This window comes from Mycobacterium sp. BMJ-28 (assembly GCF_054404835.1).
The window spans coordinates 4,094,265-4,110,667 of the sequence record NZ_CM136783.1 but is presented as its reverse complement, the minus strand read 5'-3'; the positions used below and the strand labels follow the sequence as shown (position 1 = coordinate 4,110,667).

Here is a 16,403-nt window from a genome sequence, read left to right as displayed (position 1 = left end):
GAACGCTTTTTATGGCTAACTACACCGCTGCCGACGTCAAGCGCCTTCGGGAGCTGACCGGCGCCGGAATGCTCGACTGCAAGAACGCGCTGGCCGAGTCCGACGGCGATTTCGACAAGGCCGTCGAGGTTCTGCGCATCAAGGGTGCCAAGGACGTCGGCAAGCGCGCCGAGCGCGCGACCGCCGAAGGTCTGGTGGCAGCCAAGGACGGCGCCCTGATCGAGCTGAACTCGGAGACCGACTTCGTCGCCAAGAACGACGAATTCCGTGCCGTGGCCGATCAGATCGTCACCGCCGCTGCCGCCTCCAAGGCGACCGATGTGGACGCGCTCAAGGCCGCCAAGGCCGGCGACAAAACCGTCGAGGAATTGATCGCCGCGCTCAGTGCCAAGATCGGCGAGAAGCTCGAACTGCGCCGCGTCGCCGTGTTCGACGGCAACGTGGAGACCTACCTGCACAAGCGGTCTGCCGACCTGCCGCCGGCAGTCGGTGTGCTGGTCGAGTACACCGGTGATGACAAGTCCGCCGCACACGCGGTGGCCCTGCAGATCGCCGCGCTGAAGGCCAAGTACCTCACCCGCGAGGAGGTGCCCGCCGATGTCGTCGCCAACGAGCGCCGCATCGCCGAGGAAACCGCCAAGGAAGAGGGCAAGCCCGAGGCCGCGCTGGCCAAGATCGTCGAGGGCCGGCTCACCGGGTTCTACAAGGACGTGGTGCTGCTCGATCAGCCGTCGGTGTCGGACAACAAGAAGTCCGTCAAGGCGCTGCTCGACGACGCCGGCGTGACCGTGACCCGGTTCGTCCGGTTCGAGGTCGGCCAAGCCTAGACAGTTTCGCCCGAAGAACCCCGCATCGCCTCGGCGACGCGGGGTTCTTTGCGTCGGGAGCCACCGAGCTGGTACGTGCTGGTACCGTCGGGTCATGACACGTGTGCACGCCTTCGGCGATGACGCCCTCGGTGATCTGGACGCGGTCGCGCTCGTTGCCGCGCTGCGCTCCGGCGACGTTTCCCGGGCCGACCTGATCGAATCCGCAATCGCCAGGGCCGAGGCCGTCAACCCGGCCCTGAACGGTCTGGCCCACCGGGCCTTCGACCGGGCCCGCGCGGCCACACCTCGACAGGGCTACTTCTCCGGGATCCCGACGTTCGTCAAGGACAACGCCGATGTCGCGGGGATGCCGACCATGGACGGCACCGACGCCTGGGCGCCGCGGCCGGTATCGGCGGACGGCGACTTCGCCCGCAGCTACCTGGGCACCGGTCTGGTGGTGCTGGGCAAGACCCAGCTCTCGGAGTTCGGATTCAGCGCCTCGGCTGAACATCCGCGCCTGGGCCCGGTGCGCAATCCATGGGACACCGACCACACCGCCGGTGCGTCGTCGTCCGGGTCGGGCGCGCTGGTGGCGGCCGGCGTGGTGCCGATCGCGCATGCCAACGACGGCGGCGGCTCCATCCGCATCCCGGCCGCGTGCAACGGCCTGGTCGGGCTCAAACCGTCGCGTGGTCGGCTGCCGCTGGACAAGCAGATGCGCCAGATGCCGCTGCGCATCGTGGCCAACGGCGTGCTCACCCGCTCGGTCCGTGACACCGCGGCGTTCTACCGCGAGGCCGAACTCCTGCAGCGTAATCCGAAGCTGCCGCCCATCGGTGATGTCACCGGGCCGGGGAGCCGTCGGTTGCACGTCGCGGTGTGTACGGAATCGATTGCGCGCCAGGCCAGTCCGGAGATCCGCGAACTGACGATGAAGACGGCGGTGCTGCTGGAGGAGCTCGGCCACCGGGTCACCGAAATCGCCAACCCGGTTCCCGCGTCGTTCATGAACGACTTTCTGCTGTACTGGTCGCTGCTGGCGTTCGCCCTGGTGCGCGGCGGGCGACGCACTTTCGGCCCGAGCTTCGACAAGACCAAGCTGGACAATCTCACGCTCGGACTGGAACAACTGGCCGGCCGCAATCTGCACCGCCTGCCGCTGGTGATCGGCCGGCTCAGCCGAACCCGGCGCATCATCACCCGGTTGTCGGCCTCCTACGATGTGCTGCTCACCCCGACCCTGGCCGAGGTGACCCCGCGCATCGGGCACCTCGACCCGACGGCGCCCTATCAGCAGGTCATCGACCGGCTCGTCGACTGGGTCGCCTTCACGCCACTGCAGAACGTCACCGGCGACCCGGCGATCTCGCTGCCGATGGGCCGATCCGCGCAGGGACTGCCGGTCGGGATGATGTTCGGGGCGCTGCGGGGGCAGGAGCGTGTGCTGCTGGAATTGGCGTACGAACTCGAACAGGCCCAGGCGTTCGCGCGTATCCAGGATTGACGGCTCTATGCTGTGATGCGGCTGGACACAAGCAACGGGGGATAGATGGAATCCGGGTCCGACGACGCACCCGACAAGGTCGAGGCGCCACCGGCGCGGGGCTCGATGCGCTATCAGGATCCCGGTTCGACAAAACCGCGGCCGCCCACCGTCGCCGAGGCGCGTCAGCGGGACAAGGCCCGGCGCGCCCGCGAGGCGGCCGAGGAGTTCGCCGCGCAGCAGCAGGCCGACGCCGAGAGGCGGGCCGCCAGGAACAAGAAGGTCCTGATGGGCTCGGTGGCGGTCGTCGGTGTCGTCGGCGTGATCGCGCTGGGCTATCAGATCCTGCACGAGGACACGGTGTCGGCCACCTGCGTCGCCGACGGCTCCAACCAGGTGGTCCCGGACAGCTACTGCAGCAGCGGCTACACCGGAACCGGTGGCGTCTTCATCTACGCCGGCTCGCCGTATCGCTATTACTACGGCGGCAACAACGGCGGGATCGGGACCACCGCGCGGGGTGGGACCCTGGAGCTCCCCAAGGGCACCACGGGCAAGACGAGCTCCGGATCGTCGATCTCACGGGGTGGCTTCGGCTCGTCCAGTCATGGAAGCTCGGGCAGCTGAATGCGGCGTGAGCGCAGTTCCCCCCGACCGGGCTGGGAACGGATCGTGGCCGAGCAGGGCATGTGCTTCGGCACCCCGGCCCGCGATTCCGCCGGGGCCGACCGGCCGTACTGGGACGAGTCGGTGCACTACGTCTTCGACATGGACGAGGTGCTGTCCCTGGAGGCCTCCGTCGAGGTGCTGCACTCGATGTGCCTGGACGCCGTCGAGCACGTCGTCCTCGCGGAGCGTTACCGCGACTTCGGCCTGCCGGAGTGGACCTGGGAGCACATCGCCGCGTCGTGGCGCCGCAGCGACCCGCACGTATACGGACGGTTCGATCTGCGCTACGACGGGCGCAGGCCACCGGTGCTGCTGGAGTACAACGCCGACACGCCGACGTCGCTGCTGGAGGCAGCGATCCTGCAGTGGCACTGGAAGACCGACGTGTTTCCCGCCGACGATCAGTGGAACTCGCTGCACGAGAAACTCGTCGGCAGGTGGTCCGAGGTACGGGATCGGTTGCCCGGCAAGGAAACCCACTTCACCTGGTCCTCGGCCGATGCCAGCGGCGAGGACAACGTGACACTGGCCTACATCCAGGAGTGTGCGGCCGAGGCCGGCCTGCACACCGTCGGCCTGCCGATCGAGGACATCGGCTACGACCAGGACCTGCAGCGCTTCGTCGACCTGGAGGAAGCGCCCATCGCGTCGATGTTCAAGCTCTACCCGTGGGAGTGGATCCTCGACGACGACTTCGGGCGTCAAGCCCTGGACCTGCTGCCGTCGACGATGTGGGTCGAGCCGCTGTGGAAGACGCTGCTGAGTAACAAGGCCATCCTCGCGGTGCTGTGGGAGATGTATCCCGGACACCCGAACCTACTGCCGGCCTATCTCGACGATCCGCACGAACTCACCGAATACGTGCGCAAGCCCAAACTGGGGCGGGAAGGCGCGAACATCACCGTGGTCGGTGCCGGCCAGGACATGCAGACCGGCGGGGTGTACGGCGAGGAAGGCTACATCTACCAACTGCTGGACCCGTTGCCCAAATTCGACGATATGCGTCCCGCGCTGGGCGCCTGGATCGTCGGCGACGAATCCGCGGGCCTGGGCATCAGGGAGACCTCCGGCCTGATCACCGACGATGGTGCTGCCTTTGTGCCGCACCGCATTCCACTCTGACCGACAAAGAAGGAATCCGATGAACCGCGTCACGCTCTGCGCCCTCGCCCCGGACTACTGGTCGGTGGTCGGCCATGGTGCGTCGGCGATCGTGCTGTACACGATCGTCGGTATCGCCCTGATGGTTCTCGGCTTCTTCGTGATCGACTGGACCACGCCGGGACCGCTGCGCGCCCTGGTCCAGGCCGGGCGCCCCAATGCCGCCGCGATCACCGCGTCCGGGGTGGTCTCGATGGCACTGATCATCGTGCTGGCGATCTACAGTTCGTCCGGCGACCTGATCGGCGGGTTGATCAAGACCTTGGTGTTCGGTCTGCTCGGCATTGCCGCACAGGCGTTCTCGGTCCGCCTGGTCGGCGTGATCAAGGGCGTCGACATCGGTAGCGTGCTGGCTCAGGAGCGCTTCACCCCCGAGGTACTGGTGGTGTCCGCGTCTTATCTGGCCTTCGGACTGATCATCGCGGCCGCGATTCTGTGATTGACAACGAAATCCGTAGCCGCCGGGACACCCTGTTGTAATCGCAATCAGTTCCCGTTAACGCGCCGGATACCAGAGACGGCCATCGACGAAACACGACGCGCCCACGATCCCATTCGTGGAGTCCGCAGCATCACCCACGATAACCCGAGCGCCGGAGATAGCGACCGCATCCGGTAACACCTTTCTGTGCCTGGTCCGGTTCGCGCTCGCCAACATCAGGCGCCGCCCCGAGCGGTTCGTGCTGTCCGTCGTCGGCATCGCGCTGGCGATCGCGTGCGTCACCGTGGTGCGCACCATCGCCGCGAGTTTCGCCATCTCCGGCGAGGATTCGGTCACCGATGTGATCGGCGGCGCGCAGTTGTGGGTGGTCCCGGCGGCCGGCGTGCACTATGACAACGAGGCCGAGGCGCTGGTCGCCGACGGGCCCGCTTCCGATATCACCGCCATCCCGGATGGCTGGACCGCCACCCGCACCCTGTCCGGCACCACCACCGTCAACGGGGTGGTGGTCTCGCTGCGGGGTGGCGACAAGGTCGCCGCGGGCCATGCCTCGATCGGGCAGGGCCTGGCGGCCAGACTCGGTGTGGGCGCCGGGGACCGGGTGGTGATCGGGGGCCAGAGCCTGCTGGTGGACATCTCCGGCTCCGGTCAATCCGCAACTGTGTCAACTGATCTGGCGCATGCCATCGTCGGTGACAATGGCTGGTGGACGGTCAACGCCCCCGCGGGCCAGGAGAACCGTCGAGACTCGGCGCAGATCTTCGGCGCCGCGGCCGCGCTGCCGTCCAGCACGGATCCGTCCGTGCAGCCCGACCGCGGTGGCGCAGGGCTGATCTATGACACGGTGGGCGGGGTCGGCCCGTTGACCTTCGAGCAGAGTTTCTCGGCGCTGTTCTCGGGCAAGGTGACCAGTTCCACCCTGGGTCTGATCTCCACGATCGGTCTGATCCTCGGGTTCGTGATCGCGGTGTCCTCGTTCCTGGCCGCAGTCGCCGAACGCAAACGCGAATTCGGCATCATGTCCAGTATCGGCCTGGCCGACGAGGTGCTGTACTTCTTCCTCGTCGAGTCCTTCATCGTGTTCATCGTGGCCTTCATCGTCGGTGTGCTCGGTGCAGGAGCTGCAGTCGCACTGGTCATTCCGGGCATCGCGACCGTGACGGCGTGGGCGCAGGCCGCGGGCATGGTGGCAGCGTTCATCCCCGCGATGGCGATCGTCGGCGCGCTCATCCCGGTGCATCGGCTGTTGCAACAACGGCCGGTCGACCTGCTCAGGGGGAACTGATGCGCTACGGATTGTCCTACGGGTGGCTGGCGGCGCGGCGCCGGATCCGCGAGATGGTGTTGCCCGCCATCACCACGGCCACCGGTGCCTTTCTGGTGGTCATCGTGTTCGGGATGTCCGACGGGATCAGGGCCCAGTCGGCATCCCTCGGCCACGCCGAGGAGATCCGTGCCGCTGTGGTGCTCATCGCGGTGACCGTCCTGTTGGTCGGTGTGGTCGAGGTGGCGGTCGCCACGACACGGACTGTCGCCCAGCGAACCAGGGAACTGGGTGTGCTGGGCGCCAACGGAATTCCCCGCATGCCCGTCGTCGTCGCGTTGCTGGTCGAGCCCGTCGTCGCCGCCACCCTGGGAGCCGTCGGCGGTGCGGTGCTGGCGGTGGTCGCCGGGCTGGCGCTGGGAGCCATCGGGTTCGTCCCCACCGGGGTGGCGATCGGGGGGCTGGCCCTGGGCACCGTCATCGCCGTTGCCGTCAGCATCGTGGCCGCGCTGGCCACCAGTGTGATGCCCACTTGGAATGCGGCCTCGCGGCCGCCCATCCGTTCGTTGAGCACAGGAGGCTAGGCACATTGACCGCCATCGAAACCGGCACTGCGACCGGCACCGAAACCAGCACGCTCGCCACCGCGGCTGCGGCCGGAACGCCGCCGGTCATCGAGATCTCCGATGTGTGGAAACTGCACAAGCTCGGCGATGAGGTGGTCAAGGCCCTCATCGCCGTTGAACTTCAGGTGCTGCCGGGCGAATTCGTCTGCCTGATGGGTCCCAGCGGCAGCGGCAAGTCGACGCTGCTCAATATCATCGGCGGCCTGGATCGCCCGACCAAGGGTTCCGTCCGTGTCGCCGGTCAGGACACCTCGACGATCTCGGAGAGCCAGTTCGCCGCTCTGCGGCACGACACCATCGGGTTCATCTTCCAGAGCTACAACCTGATCCCGTTCCTGTCTGCCGTCGAGAATGTCGAACTGCCACTGATGTTCGAGCCCTACGACCGCAAGGCGCTGCGCAAGCGGGCCACCGAACTGCTCGAACTGGTCGGTCTTGGGCACCGGATTCACCACCAGCCGACCAAGATGTCCGGCGGTGAGCAGCAGCGCACAGCCATCGCGCGTTCGCTGATCAGCAATCCGACGCTGGTGCTCGCCGACGAGCCGACCGCCAATCTGGACCACCGCACGGGGGAGACGGTGGTGCGAATGCTCCGCGATCTGTGTTCGACGCTCGGCGTCACGGTCGTCGCGAGCACCCACGACCCCACGGTGGCCGACGAAGCGAGCCGTGTGGTCCGAATGCGTGACGGCCAGATCGTCAACTGATCCAAAGGTATTGGGAGACAGCATATGACACAAGAACTGGAACACTCGGCAACCGCTTCCCGCGACAAGCTGATGGCGACCGAACTGGTCCCGGAACAGATCCTGCCCAAGGTGATGAGCACCTTCGGCCTCACTGCGGCCTACGTGTTCATCATCTGTTGGATCACCGGATCTTCGGTGATGGCAACGGGCGGATGGACCGCCATCCCGATGTGGATCCTGGGTATCCTCACCTTCCTGGTTCCCGCCGGTATGGCCGTCGTCGAACTCGGAAACCTGTGGCCCGGTCAGGGTGGTGTGTACATCTGGGCCACCCGGACGATGGGGGAGACGTGGGGCTTCGTCGGCGGTTACCTGTCCTGGGTGCCGGTGATCCTGAACGCCGCCTCCTCGCCGGCGGTGGTGCTGTCATTCCTGTTGCTGGCCTTCCACGCCGAGCTGGGTGTGATGTCGAGCGTCATCCTGCAACTGGTCATCATGTGGGTGGTCGTGGGGCTGGCGCTGGCCAAGCTCGCCGCCAACCAGCGCATCATGAACGTCGTCTTCGTGGTGTTCGGCGCTCTCGCGCTGACCATCTTCCTCTGCGGTCTGATCTTCGCGGTGAAGCACGGCTCGGCGACCCCGTTCAGCTGGCACGATGCCGTGATACCGAACTTCGCGGTGTCGGGCTTCCTGTACGGCACGGTGCTGCTGTACCTGCTGGGTGTGGAAACCCCGTACAACATGGGTGCGGAGTTCCTGTCGGTCCGTAAGAGCGGGCCGCGGATGATCCTCTGGGGTTCCACCGCCTTGGTGGCCATCTACCTGCTGACGACACTGGGCACCATGATGGCCCTGCCCACCGACCAGATCGACGCGGTGACCGGTGTCATCGGCATGCTGGGAGTCTCGGGTTTCCCCGGGCTGATGGAGATCTGCGCCGTGGTGCTGGCCCTGATCATCGTCGTGGCGCTGATGACCTACCAGGTGGCCTACTCCCGGCTGATCTTCGTGTCCGGCCTGGAGCGCCACCTGCCGCGGATCTTCACCCACCTGAACCCGCGGACGCGCAACCCGGTGAGCGCCATCCTCATTCAGGGCGTGCTCTCGTCGCTGCTGATCATCGGACTCTACTCACAGAGCAGTCTGGTCAATACGACGATCTTCCTGCAGGGCGGACTGTCGACGGTGTGGTTGCTGTCCGGGTTCTTCTTCCTGATCCCGGTCGTCATCGCCCGCAAGAAGTACGCCGACCGCTATGCGAACGAGACGTTCTGGCGCATCCCGGGTGGCATGGTCGGTGTCTGGATCACGGTCGCCGTCGGCACGATCGGCACCATTGCCGGCGTGTACTACTCGTTCGCCAAGTCCTGGCTGACCAGTGCCGGCGTCGGGGACGGCGAGTGGATGACGTGGGTCGGAAGCATCAGCGTCGGCATGTTCGCGCTCGGCCTGGTCGTGTACGTCTTCGGCCGCCGCTCGGCGCACAAGGTGTCCCAGGAGGATGCCCTGGCCCATCTCGCGGTGCTCGATCTCACCAAGGAAGCAGAGGAAATATCCAAGTGACCATGGAAGACACCCGGCCCAGCACGGGTTCTGCCGGCGAGGCCAAGCTCTATCCGCTCGACCCGCTGTCCGGAGACGAGGTCCAGGCTGCCGCGTCGATCATCACCGCGTCCGAATACGCCACGCCCACATTGAAATTCGTCATGATCCAGCTCGCCGAGCCGAAGAAGAACGCCGCGCTCAGCTTCGAAGGTCGCGACGATGTGCCGCGGTCGGCGTTCGTCAGCATGTACGACGCGGCGGCGAAGATGATCTACGAGGCGGTCGTCGATCTCGGTGCCCGGGTCATCGAGTCGTGGAAGGCCGTACCCGGGCGGTTCCCGTCCTACCTCGTCGAGCACATGACGGGTGTGGAGGAGAAGGTGCGGGAGGACCCGCGCTGGCAGGCGGCGATGCTCAAACGCGGCGTGACCGACTTCAGCCTCGCGATGATCGACCCTTGGCCCGCAGGGTATTACGGGGCCGGAGATCACTACGACAACTCGGCGCTGATCTGCCGCCCGTTGACCTTCATGCGGGCCGCCGCGTCCGAGCACGGGTACGCCCGCCCGGTCGAAGGGCTGATCGTGACGTTCGATCTGGACGCCATGGAGGTCATCGATATCGAGGATCACGGTGTCGTGCCGTTGCCTCCGACGGCGGGCAACTACTCCGAACAGTTCATGTTCGACCCGAACAACCGCCCGGCGTTCACCCAGTTCCGCGATGACGTCAAGGCGATCGAGATCACCCAGCCCGACGGGCCCAGTTTCACCGTGGACGGGTGGAAGGTGCAGTGGCAGAAATGGTCTCTGCGCATCGGGTTCAATCCACGTGAAGGGGTCACCGTTCACGAGGTGACCTACACCGACCGCGGGGAGACCCGGCCCATCCTCTACCGGGGGTCGCTGTCGGAGATGGTGGTGCCCTACGGCGACACCGCGCCGACGCACTGGAACAAGAACGTCTTCGACATGGGCGAGGTCGGGATGGGATTCTCGGCCAATCCGTTGACGCTGGGTTGTGACTGTCTCGGCGAGATCCACTACTTCGACGGCACGGTCAACGACTCCAGCGGGAACGCGGTCGTCATCCCGAATGCGATCTGCATGCACGAAGAGGACTTCGGGATCTCGTGGAAGCACACCGACTTTCGCACCGGCGAGGTCGAGGTGCGCCGGTCGCGGCGGCTGGTGGTCTCGATGATCTGCACGGTGGGCAACTACGAGTACGGATTCTTCTGGTACTTCTACAACGACGCCTCGATCGAGGTCGAGGTCAAGCTCTCGGGTGTGCTGACCACCGGTGCGGTGGCCGACGGTGAGACACCGCGCTGGGGCAAGATGGTGGCGCCCGGCATCTACGGCCCGAATCATCAGCACTTCTTCAACTTCCGGCTGGACATGAGCGTCGACGGTGCCGGAAACAGTGTGTACGAGGTGGATTCGGTTCCCGAACCGGATCCGGCGCTCAATCCGCACCACAATGCCTGGATCACCCAGGACACGCTGGTGGCCTCCGAAGCTGAGGGTGCACGCGATTGGAACTGGCAGACGGGCCGGTACTGGAAGGTGACCAATCCGTCCAAGGTCAACGAGCTCGGTGCGCCGGTGGCCTACAAGCTGGTGCCCAAGGAAATCGTGCCGGTGATGGTGCAGGAGGGCTCCTACATCTACGACCGCGCCAAGTTCGTGCAGCACAACCTCTGGGTGACCAGGTACGACCCGTCGGAGATGTTCGCCGCCGGCGACTACATGTACCAGTCGGCCGACAGCCAGGGCCTGCCCGAGTTCGTCGCCGACGATGCGCCCCTGGAGGACACCGACGTGGTGCTCTGGTACACGTTGGGCGCCCATCATGTGGTGCGTCCGGAGGATTGGCCTGTGATGCCTTGTGCCTACACGGGTTTCCATCTCAAGCCGATCGGATTCTTCGACGGTAACCCGGCACTGGATCTGCCGCCGTCGCCGCCGAAAGCCTGCCACCAGCATTAGCGCGACGGGCCCGGCGGGGAAGCCCCAGCAACTTTCCCGCTCGGAAAGGGCCTGATTGCCAGGTTGCCGGTTTAGCCTGTGCGCACTCTATGAAGGGTGTGACCATGCAACCGAACACGCTCGACCCCGTCGCCGGTGAGCGGCTGTCGCACGCCAGGAAGGTGTTCACCTCGGACCTGTCGATCAACGAGTTCGCCATCCTGCACGGTGCTGGATTCGAGCCGATCGAACTGGTCATGGGGGTGTCGGTCTACCACGTCGGCTACCAGTTCACCGGGATCAAACAGCAGGCCGAGCTGCCGGTGCTGACCGAGGCGACCTACCGTGCCCGATGGAATGCCATGTCCCGCTTGCAGGCCGAGGCCGACGCGCTGGGTGCCGACGGTGTTGTCGGGGTGCGGTTGCAGTGGCGTCAGCTCGGCGAGGGTGATCATCTCGAGTTCATCGCCGTCGGTACGGCAGTGCGGTTCAGCGCCAACCCGGGTGCCTACCGGCGACCGAACGGCCAGGCGTTCACCAGCCATCTGTCCGGGCAGGACATGGGCACGTTGCTGCGGTCGGGCTTCGTGCCGGTGGCGTTCGTGATGGGCAACTGCGTGTTTCACGTTGCGGTGCAAGGATTTCTGCGCACCCTGAGTCAGGTGGGGCAGAACGCCGAGATGCCGCAGTGGACCCAGGGCAATTACCAGGCCCGGGAACTGGCGATGTCGCGGATGCAGGCCGAGGCCGAACGCGACGGCGGCACCGGGGTGGTGGGGGTGTGGTTCGACGTGACGAATTACGCCTGGGGACACCACACCGTCGAGTTCTACGCTGCCGGTACCGCCGTGCGTCCCGGGGCGGCGCCCGGCGAGACGATCATGCCCGCCTTCGTCTTGCCGATGACCGACTGATGACCGCCCTGGACCTGGAGCGGGTGCGGACGGCGATCGACGCCGCGGCGTCGGGCCCCGGTGGTGTCGCGCTCGTCGTGAACGTCTTCAGCGGCGTGTCCGGCGTGATCCGCACCCCGGCGCGGCGTGGGCTGTTCCACTCCGAACCGGAGCGCATCCAGATCGGTGACTGGCGATACGAGGTGGGCCGTGACGGGCTGCTGAGCGCCGCACATGTGGTGAACGGCATCGTGCTGGCTCAGGAGGTGCTGGCTGCCGGTGCGGTGGGCGGTCATCTGGCCCGCGCGCTGGGACAGGTGGCAGCCCGGTACGGGGATGCCGTCGTGGCCCATATCGATGCCGCGGTGGACGCGATGGCAGCCGGTGCCGGGCACTGAATCCCGGAGCGGCTCAGTCCGCGACGACCGCGAGCATTCTCTTGAGCTCCGAGCGCTCACGCTCGGTGAGATGTCCGAGCACTTTCATCTCGGCGGCGCGGATTCCCGGATCGGTGCGCTTGAGCAGTGCGACGCCTTCGCGGGTCACCTCGGTGGGCAGGGCCCGGCCGGCCGGCACCGTGGCCGGCCGCGACACCAGGCCGATCTCCTGTAAACCGCGCACCACCATGTTCATCGCCTGCGGTGACACGTACATCTCCCGAGCGAGCTCGGCGTTGGACTTCCCCGGGAAATGCGACAGCAACCGCAGGCAGCGGTACTGGGCGAAGGTCAGATTGAGCGGTTCCAGCACGGCGGCGGTGACCTCGACCCGTAGCGCCATCGCGGCGCGGGTCAGCAGGTAGCCCAGCGGCAGGTCGGAGTCGATGTCACCCATGTCAAGCATATTGACACATATCAAGCACGTTGATATACCGGAGACATGACCACACCGCAGGAAATGTTCGAATCGGCCTACCGCGGCGAAGCCGCCGATTTCCAGGGCGCGCGGCCGCCATGGAGCATCGGGGAGCCCCAGCCCGAGATCGCCGCGCTCATCGCGGCCGGACGTGTGCACGGCGACGTGCTCGACGCCGGCTGCGGCGAAGCGGCCACCGCGCTGGATCTCGCCGCGCGCGGATTCACCACCGTCGGCCTGGATGCCTCGCCGACCGCCATCGAGCTGGCCCGTGCCGAAGCGGCCAGGCGTGGGCTGGCCAACGCCACCTTCGATGTCGCCGACATCAGCGCCTTCACCGGTTACGACGGACGGTTCGGCACCATCATCGACTCGACGCTGTTCCACTCGATGCCGGTGGAACTGCGCGAGGGCTACCAGCAGTCGATCGTGCGCGCGTCCGCGCCCGGTGCGTCGTACTTCGTGCTGGTCTTCGACGCCGCCGGGATGCCGGGCGACAGCCCGGTCAATGCGGTCACCGCCGACGAGCTGCGCGATGTGGTCGGAAAATACTGGGAGATCGACGAGATCCGGCCGGCCCGCATCCACGCCCAGGTGCCGCCGGCGCTGGACGGGTTCGGCGCTTTCGCCGGTGCCGACGTCCGCGACGAGGCAGGCGGGCGTAAGTCGGTGGGCGCGTGGCTGCTGACCGCGCATCGAGACTGACCGAACCAGGACTACGCCCCGGCCACCCCGACGTGGCCGGGGCGTCGTCATGAGGCAGGATGGTGGCGATTCTGTGTCGGAACCGAAGGAGTCTGATGGCGGAGGGACAAATCCGGCCGGCGTACTCGCGGGTGCTGCTCAAACTGGGTGGCGAAATGTTCGGCGGTGGACAGGTCGGCCTGGACCCCGACGTGGTGGCCCTGGTGGCCCGCCAGATCGCCGATGTCGTGCGCGCCGGAGCCCAGGTCGCCGTCGTGATCGGTGGCGGCAACTTCTTCCGCGGCGCCCAGCTGCAGCAGCGGGGGATGGAACGCACCCGCAGCGATTACATGGGCATGCTCGGGACCGTCATGAACAGCCTTGCGCTGCAGGACTTTCTGCAGAAGGAGGGCATCGATACCCGCGTGCAGACCGCCATCACCATGGGGCAGGTCGCCGAACCGTACATCCCGCTGCGCGCCCGGCGGCACCTGGAGAAGGGCCGTGTCGTCATCTTCGGCGCCGGCATGGGCCTGCCGTACTTCTCCACCGATACCACCGCCGCGCAACGCGCCCTCGAGATCGGTGCCGAGGTGGTGCTGATGGCCAAGGCCGTCGACGGGGTGTTCACCGACGACCCCCGCAAGAATCCGGATGCCGAGCTGCTGACCGCGATCACCCACCGCGAGGTGATCGATCGGGGACTGCAGGTCGCCGATTCCACCGCATTCAGCCTCTGTATGGACAACGGCATGCCGATCCTCGTGTTCAATCTCCTCACCGACGGAAATATCGCGCGAGCGGTCGCAGGTGAGAAGATCGGGACACTGGTCACCAGCTGACAGTCGGGCAGGTGGAGGAGATGCTGTGGGCGAGCGAAACGCTTCGGGAGATACGTGCCTGGGCGAGCGAATGCGACGGGAGATAACCACGTGATCGACGAAACAATCTTCGACGCCGAAGAGAAGATGGAGAAGGCGGTGGCCGTGGCGCGCGACGACCTCGCGTCGATCCGCACCGGCCGTGCCAACCCCGGCATGTTCTCGCGCCTGAACATCGAGTACTACGGTTCGCCGACGCCGATCACCCAGCTGTCCAGCATCAACGTGCCCGAGGCCCGCCTCGTCGTGATCAAGCCGTACGAGGCCAACCAACTGCGTGCCATCGAGGACTCCATTCGCAATTCGGACCTGGGCGTCAACCCGTCCAACGACGGCAACGTCATCCGGATCTCCATCCCGCAGCTCACCGAGGAACGCCGTCGTGAACTGGTGAAGCAGGCGAAGTCCAAGGGTGAGGACGCCAAGGTATCGGTGCGCAACATCCGCCGTAAGGCGATGGAGGAGCTGGCCCGGATCAAGAAGGACGGCGAGGCCGGCGAGGACGAGGTGGGCCGCGCCGAAAAAGACCTCGACAAGAGCACCGGGCAGTATGTCGCCCAGATCGACGAACTGGTCAAACACAAGGAAGGCGAGTTGCTGGAGGTCTAGATGACCTTTCAGCACCCCAGTCCCGTGGCGCAGACCGAGCCACCCAAGAAGACGTCGCGCGCCGGGCGCAATCTGCCCGCCGCGATCGCAGTCGGCGCGGTCCTCGGGGCCCTGGCCATCGGCACCCTGCTCTTCGCGCCGATCTGGTGGCTGCCGCTGCTCGCCGTCGCCATCGCCATCGCCACCCACGAGGTGATCCGGCGGCTGCGTGAGCAGGGCTATGCGCTGCCCACCCTGGCGCTGCTCATCGGTGGACAGGCGATGATCTGGCTGACCTGGCCGTTCGGCGTCGCCGGGCTGCTGGGCGGCTATGGCGCCACCATCGTCGTCTGCATGGTCTGGCGGCTGGTCGGCCAAGGCCTGAACCGGCAACCCGTCAACTATCTGCGCGATATCGCGGCCACTGTGCTGCTGGCGACCTGGGTACCGATGTTCGCCGCGTTCACCGCGCTGCTGATCTTCGCCGACCACGGTGGTGTGCGGGTGTTTACCGTGATCGTGACGGTCGTCTTCGCCGACATCGGCGGCTATGTCGCGGGTGTGCTGTTCGGCAAGCACCTGTTGGCGCCGGCCATCAGCCCCAAGAAATCCTGGGAGGGCCTCGGGGGGTCGTTGCTGTTCGGTATCACCGCCGCGGTGCTGTCGGTCACGTTCTTGATGGACAAGCCGGCTTGGGTCGGCGTGCCGCTCGGTGTGCTGCTGGTCGTCACCGGCGTGCTCGGCGACCTGGTCGAATCTCAGGTCAAGCGCGATCTCGGCATCAAGGACATGGGCACCCTGCTACCGGGTCACGGCGGGATCATGGACCGCATCGACGCGATGCTGCCGTCCGCGGTCGTCGGCTGGATCGTCCTGACACTGCTCGCCTGAATCCTTGTCGGTGCGGTCGTGCCCGCCGGGTCCTTTGGGCTTGCCCGACGCGTTCAGCCAGCAGGCCGCCGCGCCGAGGACCAGTCCCGCGGCGATCCCGAGATCCACCCGCTCGCCGAGCATCAGCCACGACAGCACGCCGGCCACCGCGGGAATCACGCAGAACAACATTGCCACCGACGACGCACCGTGCAGACTGATCGCCCGGACGTAGAGGGACACCCCGAGGGTGGCGTTGAGCAGCACCACACCGCCCACGGCGAAGATCGCGTGGGTGACGTTGTGCACCTGGAACGGCATGGCCAGCGTCAAGGCCAGCGCGGGGACGAAGGCCACGGCGTTCTGCACCGCGGTGGACGCCCGGAAGTCGACATCGGCGCAGAACCGCTGCTGATAGACACCGCCGGCCGCCAGGCCCAACAACGCGACCAGCAGCAGCCCCACCACCGGGTCCACGCCGCCGGTGGAGATCAGCCGGGTCGCGCAGGCCGCCAGCACCGCGGCGACACCGAGCACCAGGGCGACCACCCGGCGCGGGGTCAGCCGGTCCCGCAGGAACGCCGCGGCCAGCAGCGCCGTCGCGACCGGGTTCATCGCGACCACCACCGCGCACAGCACCGCGGGAGCGCCGTGCTGGATGGCGATGTAGAGCGCGCAGAACTGCACCGCTTGCATCAGCAGACCGGCCACTGCGACATGGGCCAGCGTGCGTCCGGTGGGGAACCGCACCCGCGCCAGCGCGGCCCAGGTTCCCAGTATCGCGCCGGCCAGTCCGAACCGGAACGCCAGCACCGCCATCGGGGACAGGGCGTGCACCGCCAAATTGCCGATCGGGTAGCCCAGTGCGTAGAAGAACGTCACGGTGCTCGCGGTGCGCAGCGGCATCCGGGTGGGCGTCATGGGTTCATCGTGCGGCGGCCCGGTGCGCGTAGTCCAACGAATATCGG

General features: G+C 66.6%; 18 protein-coding genes. 16 read left to right on the top strand and 2 right to left on the bottom strand.

Going from position 1 to position 16,403, the window contains the following annotated elements; all coding sequences use genetic code 11:
* Window positions 1-11 precede the first annotated feature (11 nt).
* From tsf to ACXPWS_RS20370, 12 genes are all read left to right on the top strand, one after another.
* Window positions 12-827: a translation elongation factor Ts gene (gene tsf / locus ACXPWS_RS20425; RefSeq protein WP_458708401.1), complete on the top strand. Its 816-nt coding sequence runs from the start codon at window positions 12-14 to the stop codon at window positions 825-827.
* A 94-nt stretch (window positions 828-921) separates the two neighbouring features.
* Complete coding sequence (locus tag ACXPWS_RS20420) at window positions 922-2,316, top strand: amidase (protein ID WP_458708400.1); 1,395 nt, start codon at window positions 922-924, stop codon at window positions 2,314-2,316.
* A 105-nt stretch (window positions 2,317-2,421) separates the two neighbouring features.
* Complete coding sequence (locus tag ACXPWS_RS20415; RefSeq protein WP_458713621.1) at window positions 2,422-2,922, top strand: hypothetical protein; 501 nt, start codon at window positions 2,422-2,424, stop codon at window positions 2,920-2,922.
* Window positions 2,923-4,086, top strand: a complete 1,164-nt coding sequence (locus tag ACXPWS_RS20410; RefSeq protein WP_458708399.1) for a glutathionylspermidine synthase family protein — start codon at window positions 2,923-2,925, stop codon at window positions 4,084-4,086. It begins immediately after the preceding gene.
* A gap of 19 nt (window positions 4,087-4,105) precedes the next feature.
* Window positions 4,106-4,564, top strand: coding sequence for a DUF350 domain-containing protein (locus ACXPWS_RS20405; protein WP_458708398.1), 459 nt, complete (start codon window positions 4,106-4,108; stop codon window positions 4,562-4,564).
* A 118-nt stretch (window positions 4,565-4,682) separates the two neighbouring features.
* Window positions 4,683-5,852, top strand: coding sequence for an ABC transporter permease (locus ACXPWS_RS20400; RefSeq protein ID WP_458708397.1), 1,170 nt, complete (start codon window positions 4,683-4,685; stop codon window positions 5,850-5,852).
* Window positions 5,852-6,415 carry an ABC transporter permease gene (locus ACXPWS_RS20395; protein WP_458708396.1) on the top strand — a complete coding sequence of 188 codons (564 nt, stop codon included), beginning with the start codon at window positions 5,852-5,854 and terminating at the stop codon, window positions 6,413-6,415. Before ACXPWS_RS20400 ends, ACXPWS_RS20395 begins: the two co-directional genes overlap by 1 nt.
* Window positions 6,416-6,504: 89 nt before the next feature.
* Window positions 6,505-7,167, top strand: coding sequence for an ABC transporter ATP-binding protein (locus tag ACXPWS_RS20390; protein WP_458713620.1), 663 nt, complete (start codon window positions 6,505-6,507; stop codon window positions 7,165-7,167).
* Between the two features lie 24 nt (window positions 7,168-7,191).
* The gene (locus ACXPWS_RS20385; protein WP_458708395.1) at window positions 7,192-8,712 is read left to right on the top strand and encodes an APC family permease; all 1,521 of its coding nucleotides are present in this window, start codon (window positions 7,192-7,194) and stop codon (window positions 8,710-8,712) included.
* A 2-nt stretch (window positions 8,713-8,714) separates the two neighbouring features.
* The gene (locus tag ACXPWS_RS20380; RefSeq protein ID WP_458713619.1) at window positions 8,715-10,685 is read left to right on the top strand and encodes a primary-amine oxidase; all 1,971 of its coding nucleotides are present in this window, start codon (window positions 8,715-8,717) and stop codon (window positions 10,683-10,685) included.
* Between the two features lie 104 nt (window positions 10,686-10,789).
* Entirely contained in the window at window positions 10,790-11,578 is a 789-nt protein-coding gene (locus tag ACXPWS_RS20375; protein WP_458708394.1) for a heavy metal-binding domain-containing protein, read from the top strand.
* Window positions 11,578-11,955, top strand: a complete 378-nt coding sequence (locus tag ACXPWS_RS20370) for a DUF5073 family protein (RefSeq protein ID WP_458708393.1) — start codon at window positions 11,578-11,580, stop codon at window positions 11,953-11,955. Before ACXPWS_RS20375 ends, ACXPWS_RS20370 begins: the two co-directional genes overlap by 1 nt.
* Window positions 11,956-11,968: 13 nt before the next feature.
* Here ACXPWS_RS20370 and ACXPWS_RS20365 read toward each other — a convergent pair whose 3' ends face one another.
* Window positions 11,969-12,400, bottom strand: a complete 432-nt coding sequence (locus ACXPWS_RS20365; RefSeq protein WP_458708392.1) for a MarR family winged helix-turn-helix transcriptional regulator — start codon at window positions 12,398-12,400, stop codon at window positions 11,969-11,971.
* 36 nt (window positions 12,401-12,436) lie between these two features.
* On the opposite strand from ACXPWS_RS20365, the gene ACXPWS_RS20360 reads away from it, so the two are divergent.
* The 4 genes from ACXPWS_RS20360 to ACXPWS_RS20345 all read left to right on the top strand — a co-directional run bounded on the left by ACXPWS_RS20360 (window position 12,437) and on the right by ACXPWS_RS20345 (window position 15,456).
* The gene (locus ACXPWS_RS20360) at window positions 12,437-13,117 is read left to right on the top strand and encodes a class I SAM-dependent methyltransferase (protein WP_458708391.1); all 681 of its coding nucleotides are present in this window, start codon (window positions 12,437-12,439) and stop codon (window positions 13,115-13,117) included.
* Window positions 13,118-13,212: 95 nt separating this feature from the next.
* Window positions 13,213-13,938, top strand: a complete 726-nt coding sequence (gene pyrH, locus ACXPWS_RS20355) for a UMP kinase (RefSeq protein ID WP_458708390.1) — start codon at window positions 13,213-13,215, stop codon at window positions 13,936-13,938.
* A gap of 90 nt (window positions 13,939-14,028) precedes the next feature.
* Window positions 14,029-14,586 carry a ribosome recycling factor gene (gene frr / locus ACXPWS_RS20350; protein WP_458708389.1) on the top strand — a complete coding sequence of 186 codons (558 nt, stop codon included), beginning with the start codon at window positions 14,029-14,031 and terminating at the stop codon, window positions 14,584-14,586.
* On the top strand, window positions 14,587-15,456 hold the full coding sequence (locus ACXPWS_RS20345; protein WP_458708388.1) for a phosphatidate cytidylyltransferase: 870 nt from the start codon (window positions 14,587-14,589) through the stop codon (window positions 15,454-15,456).
* On the opposite strand, the gene ACXPWS_RS20340 is transcribed toward ACXPWS_RS20345, so the two are convergent.
* Complete coding sequence (locus tag ACXPWS_RS20340; protein WP_458708387.1) at window positions 15,367-16,356, bottom strand: DMT family transporter; 990 nt, start codon at window positions 16,354-16,356, stop codon at window positions 15,367-15,369. The two genes, ACXPWS_RS20345 and ACXPWS_RS20340, sit on opposite strands and share 90 nt — an antisense overlap.
* Window positions 16,357-16,403: the final 47 nt, after the last annotated feature.

Coding starts and splice junctions, on each gene's coding strand:
- tsf (WP_458708401.1), top strand. CDS start 12: ATGGCTAACTACACCGCTGCCGACGTCAAGCGCCTTCGGGAGCTGACC.
- ACXPWS_RS20380 (WP_458713619.1), top strand. CDS start 8,715: ATGGAAGACACCCGGCCCAGCACGGGTTCTGCCGGCGAGGCCAAGCTC.
- ACXPWS_RS20360 (WP_458708391.1), top strand. CDS start 12,437: ATGACCACACCGCAGGAAATGTTCGAATCGGCCTACCGCGGCGAAGCC.
- ACXPWS_RS20385 (WP_458708395.1), top strand. CDS start 7,192: ATGACACAAGAACTGGAACACTCGGCAACCGCTTCCCGCGACAAGCTG.
- ACXPWS_RS20420 (WP_458708400.1), top strand. CDS start 922: ATGACACGTGTGCACGCCTTCGGCGATGACGCCCTCGGTGATCTGGAC.
- ACXPWS_RS20410 (WP_458708399.1), top strand. CDS start 2,923: ATGCGGCGTGAGCGCAGTTCCCCCCGACCGGGCTGGGAACGGATCGTG.
- pyrH (WP_458708390.1), top strand. CDS start 13,213: ATGGCGGAGGGACAAATCCGGCCGGCGTACTCGCGGGTGCTGCTCAAA.
- ACXPWS_RS20405 (WP_458708398.1), top strand. CDS start 4,106: ATGAACCGCGTCACGCTCTGCGCCCTCGCCCCGGACTACTGGTCGGTG.
- ACXPWS_RS20415 (WP_458713621.1), top strand. CDS start 2,422: ATGCGCTATCAGGATCCCGGTTCGACAAAACCGCGGCCGCCCACCGTC.
- ACXPWS_RS20375 (WP_458708394.1), top strand. CDS start 10,790: ATGCAACCGAACACGCTCGACCCCGTCGCCGGTGAGCGGCTGTCGCAC.
- ACXPWS_RS20395 (WP_458708396.1), top strand. CDS start 5,852: ATGCGCTACGGATTGTCCTACGGGTGGCTGGCGGCGCGGCGCCGGATC.
- ACXPWS_RS20340 (WP_458708387.1), bottom strand. CDS start 16,356: ATGACGCCCACCCGGATGCCGCTGCGCACCGCGAGCACCGTGACGTTC.
- ACXPWS_RS20370 (WP_458708393.1), top strand. CDS start 11,578: ATGACCGCCCTGGACCTGGAGCGGGTGCGGACGGCGATCGACGCCGCG.
- ACXPWS_RS20345 (WP_458708388.1), top strand. CDS start 14,587: ATGACCTTTCAGCACCCCAGTCCCGTGGCGCAGACCGAGCCACCCAAG.
- ACXPWS_RS20365 (WP_458708392.1), bottom strand. CDS start 12,400: ATGCTTGACATGGGTGACATCGACTCCGACCTGCCGCTGGGCTACCTG.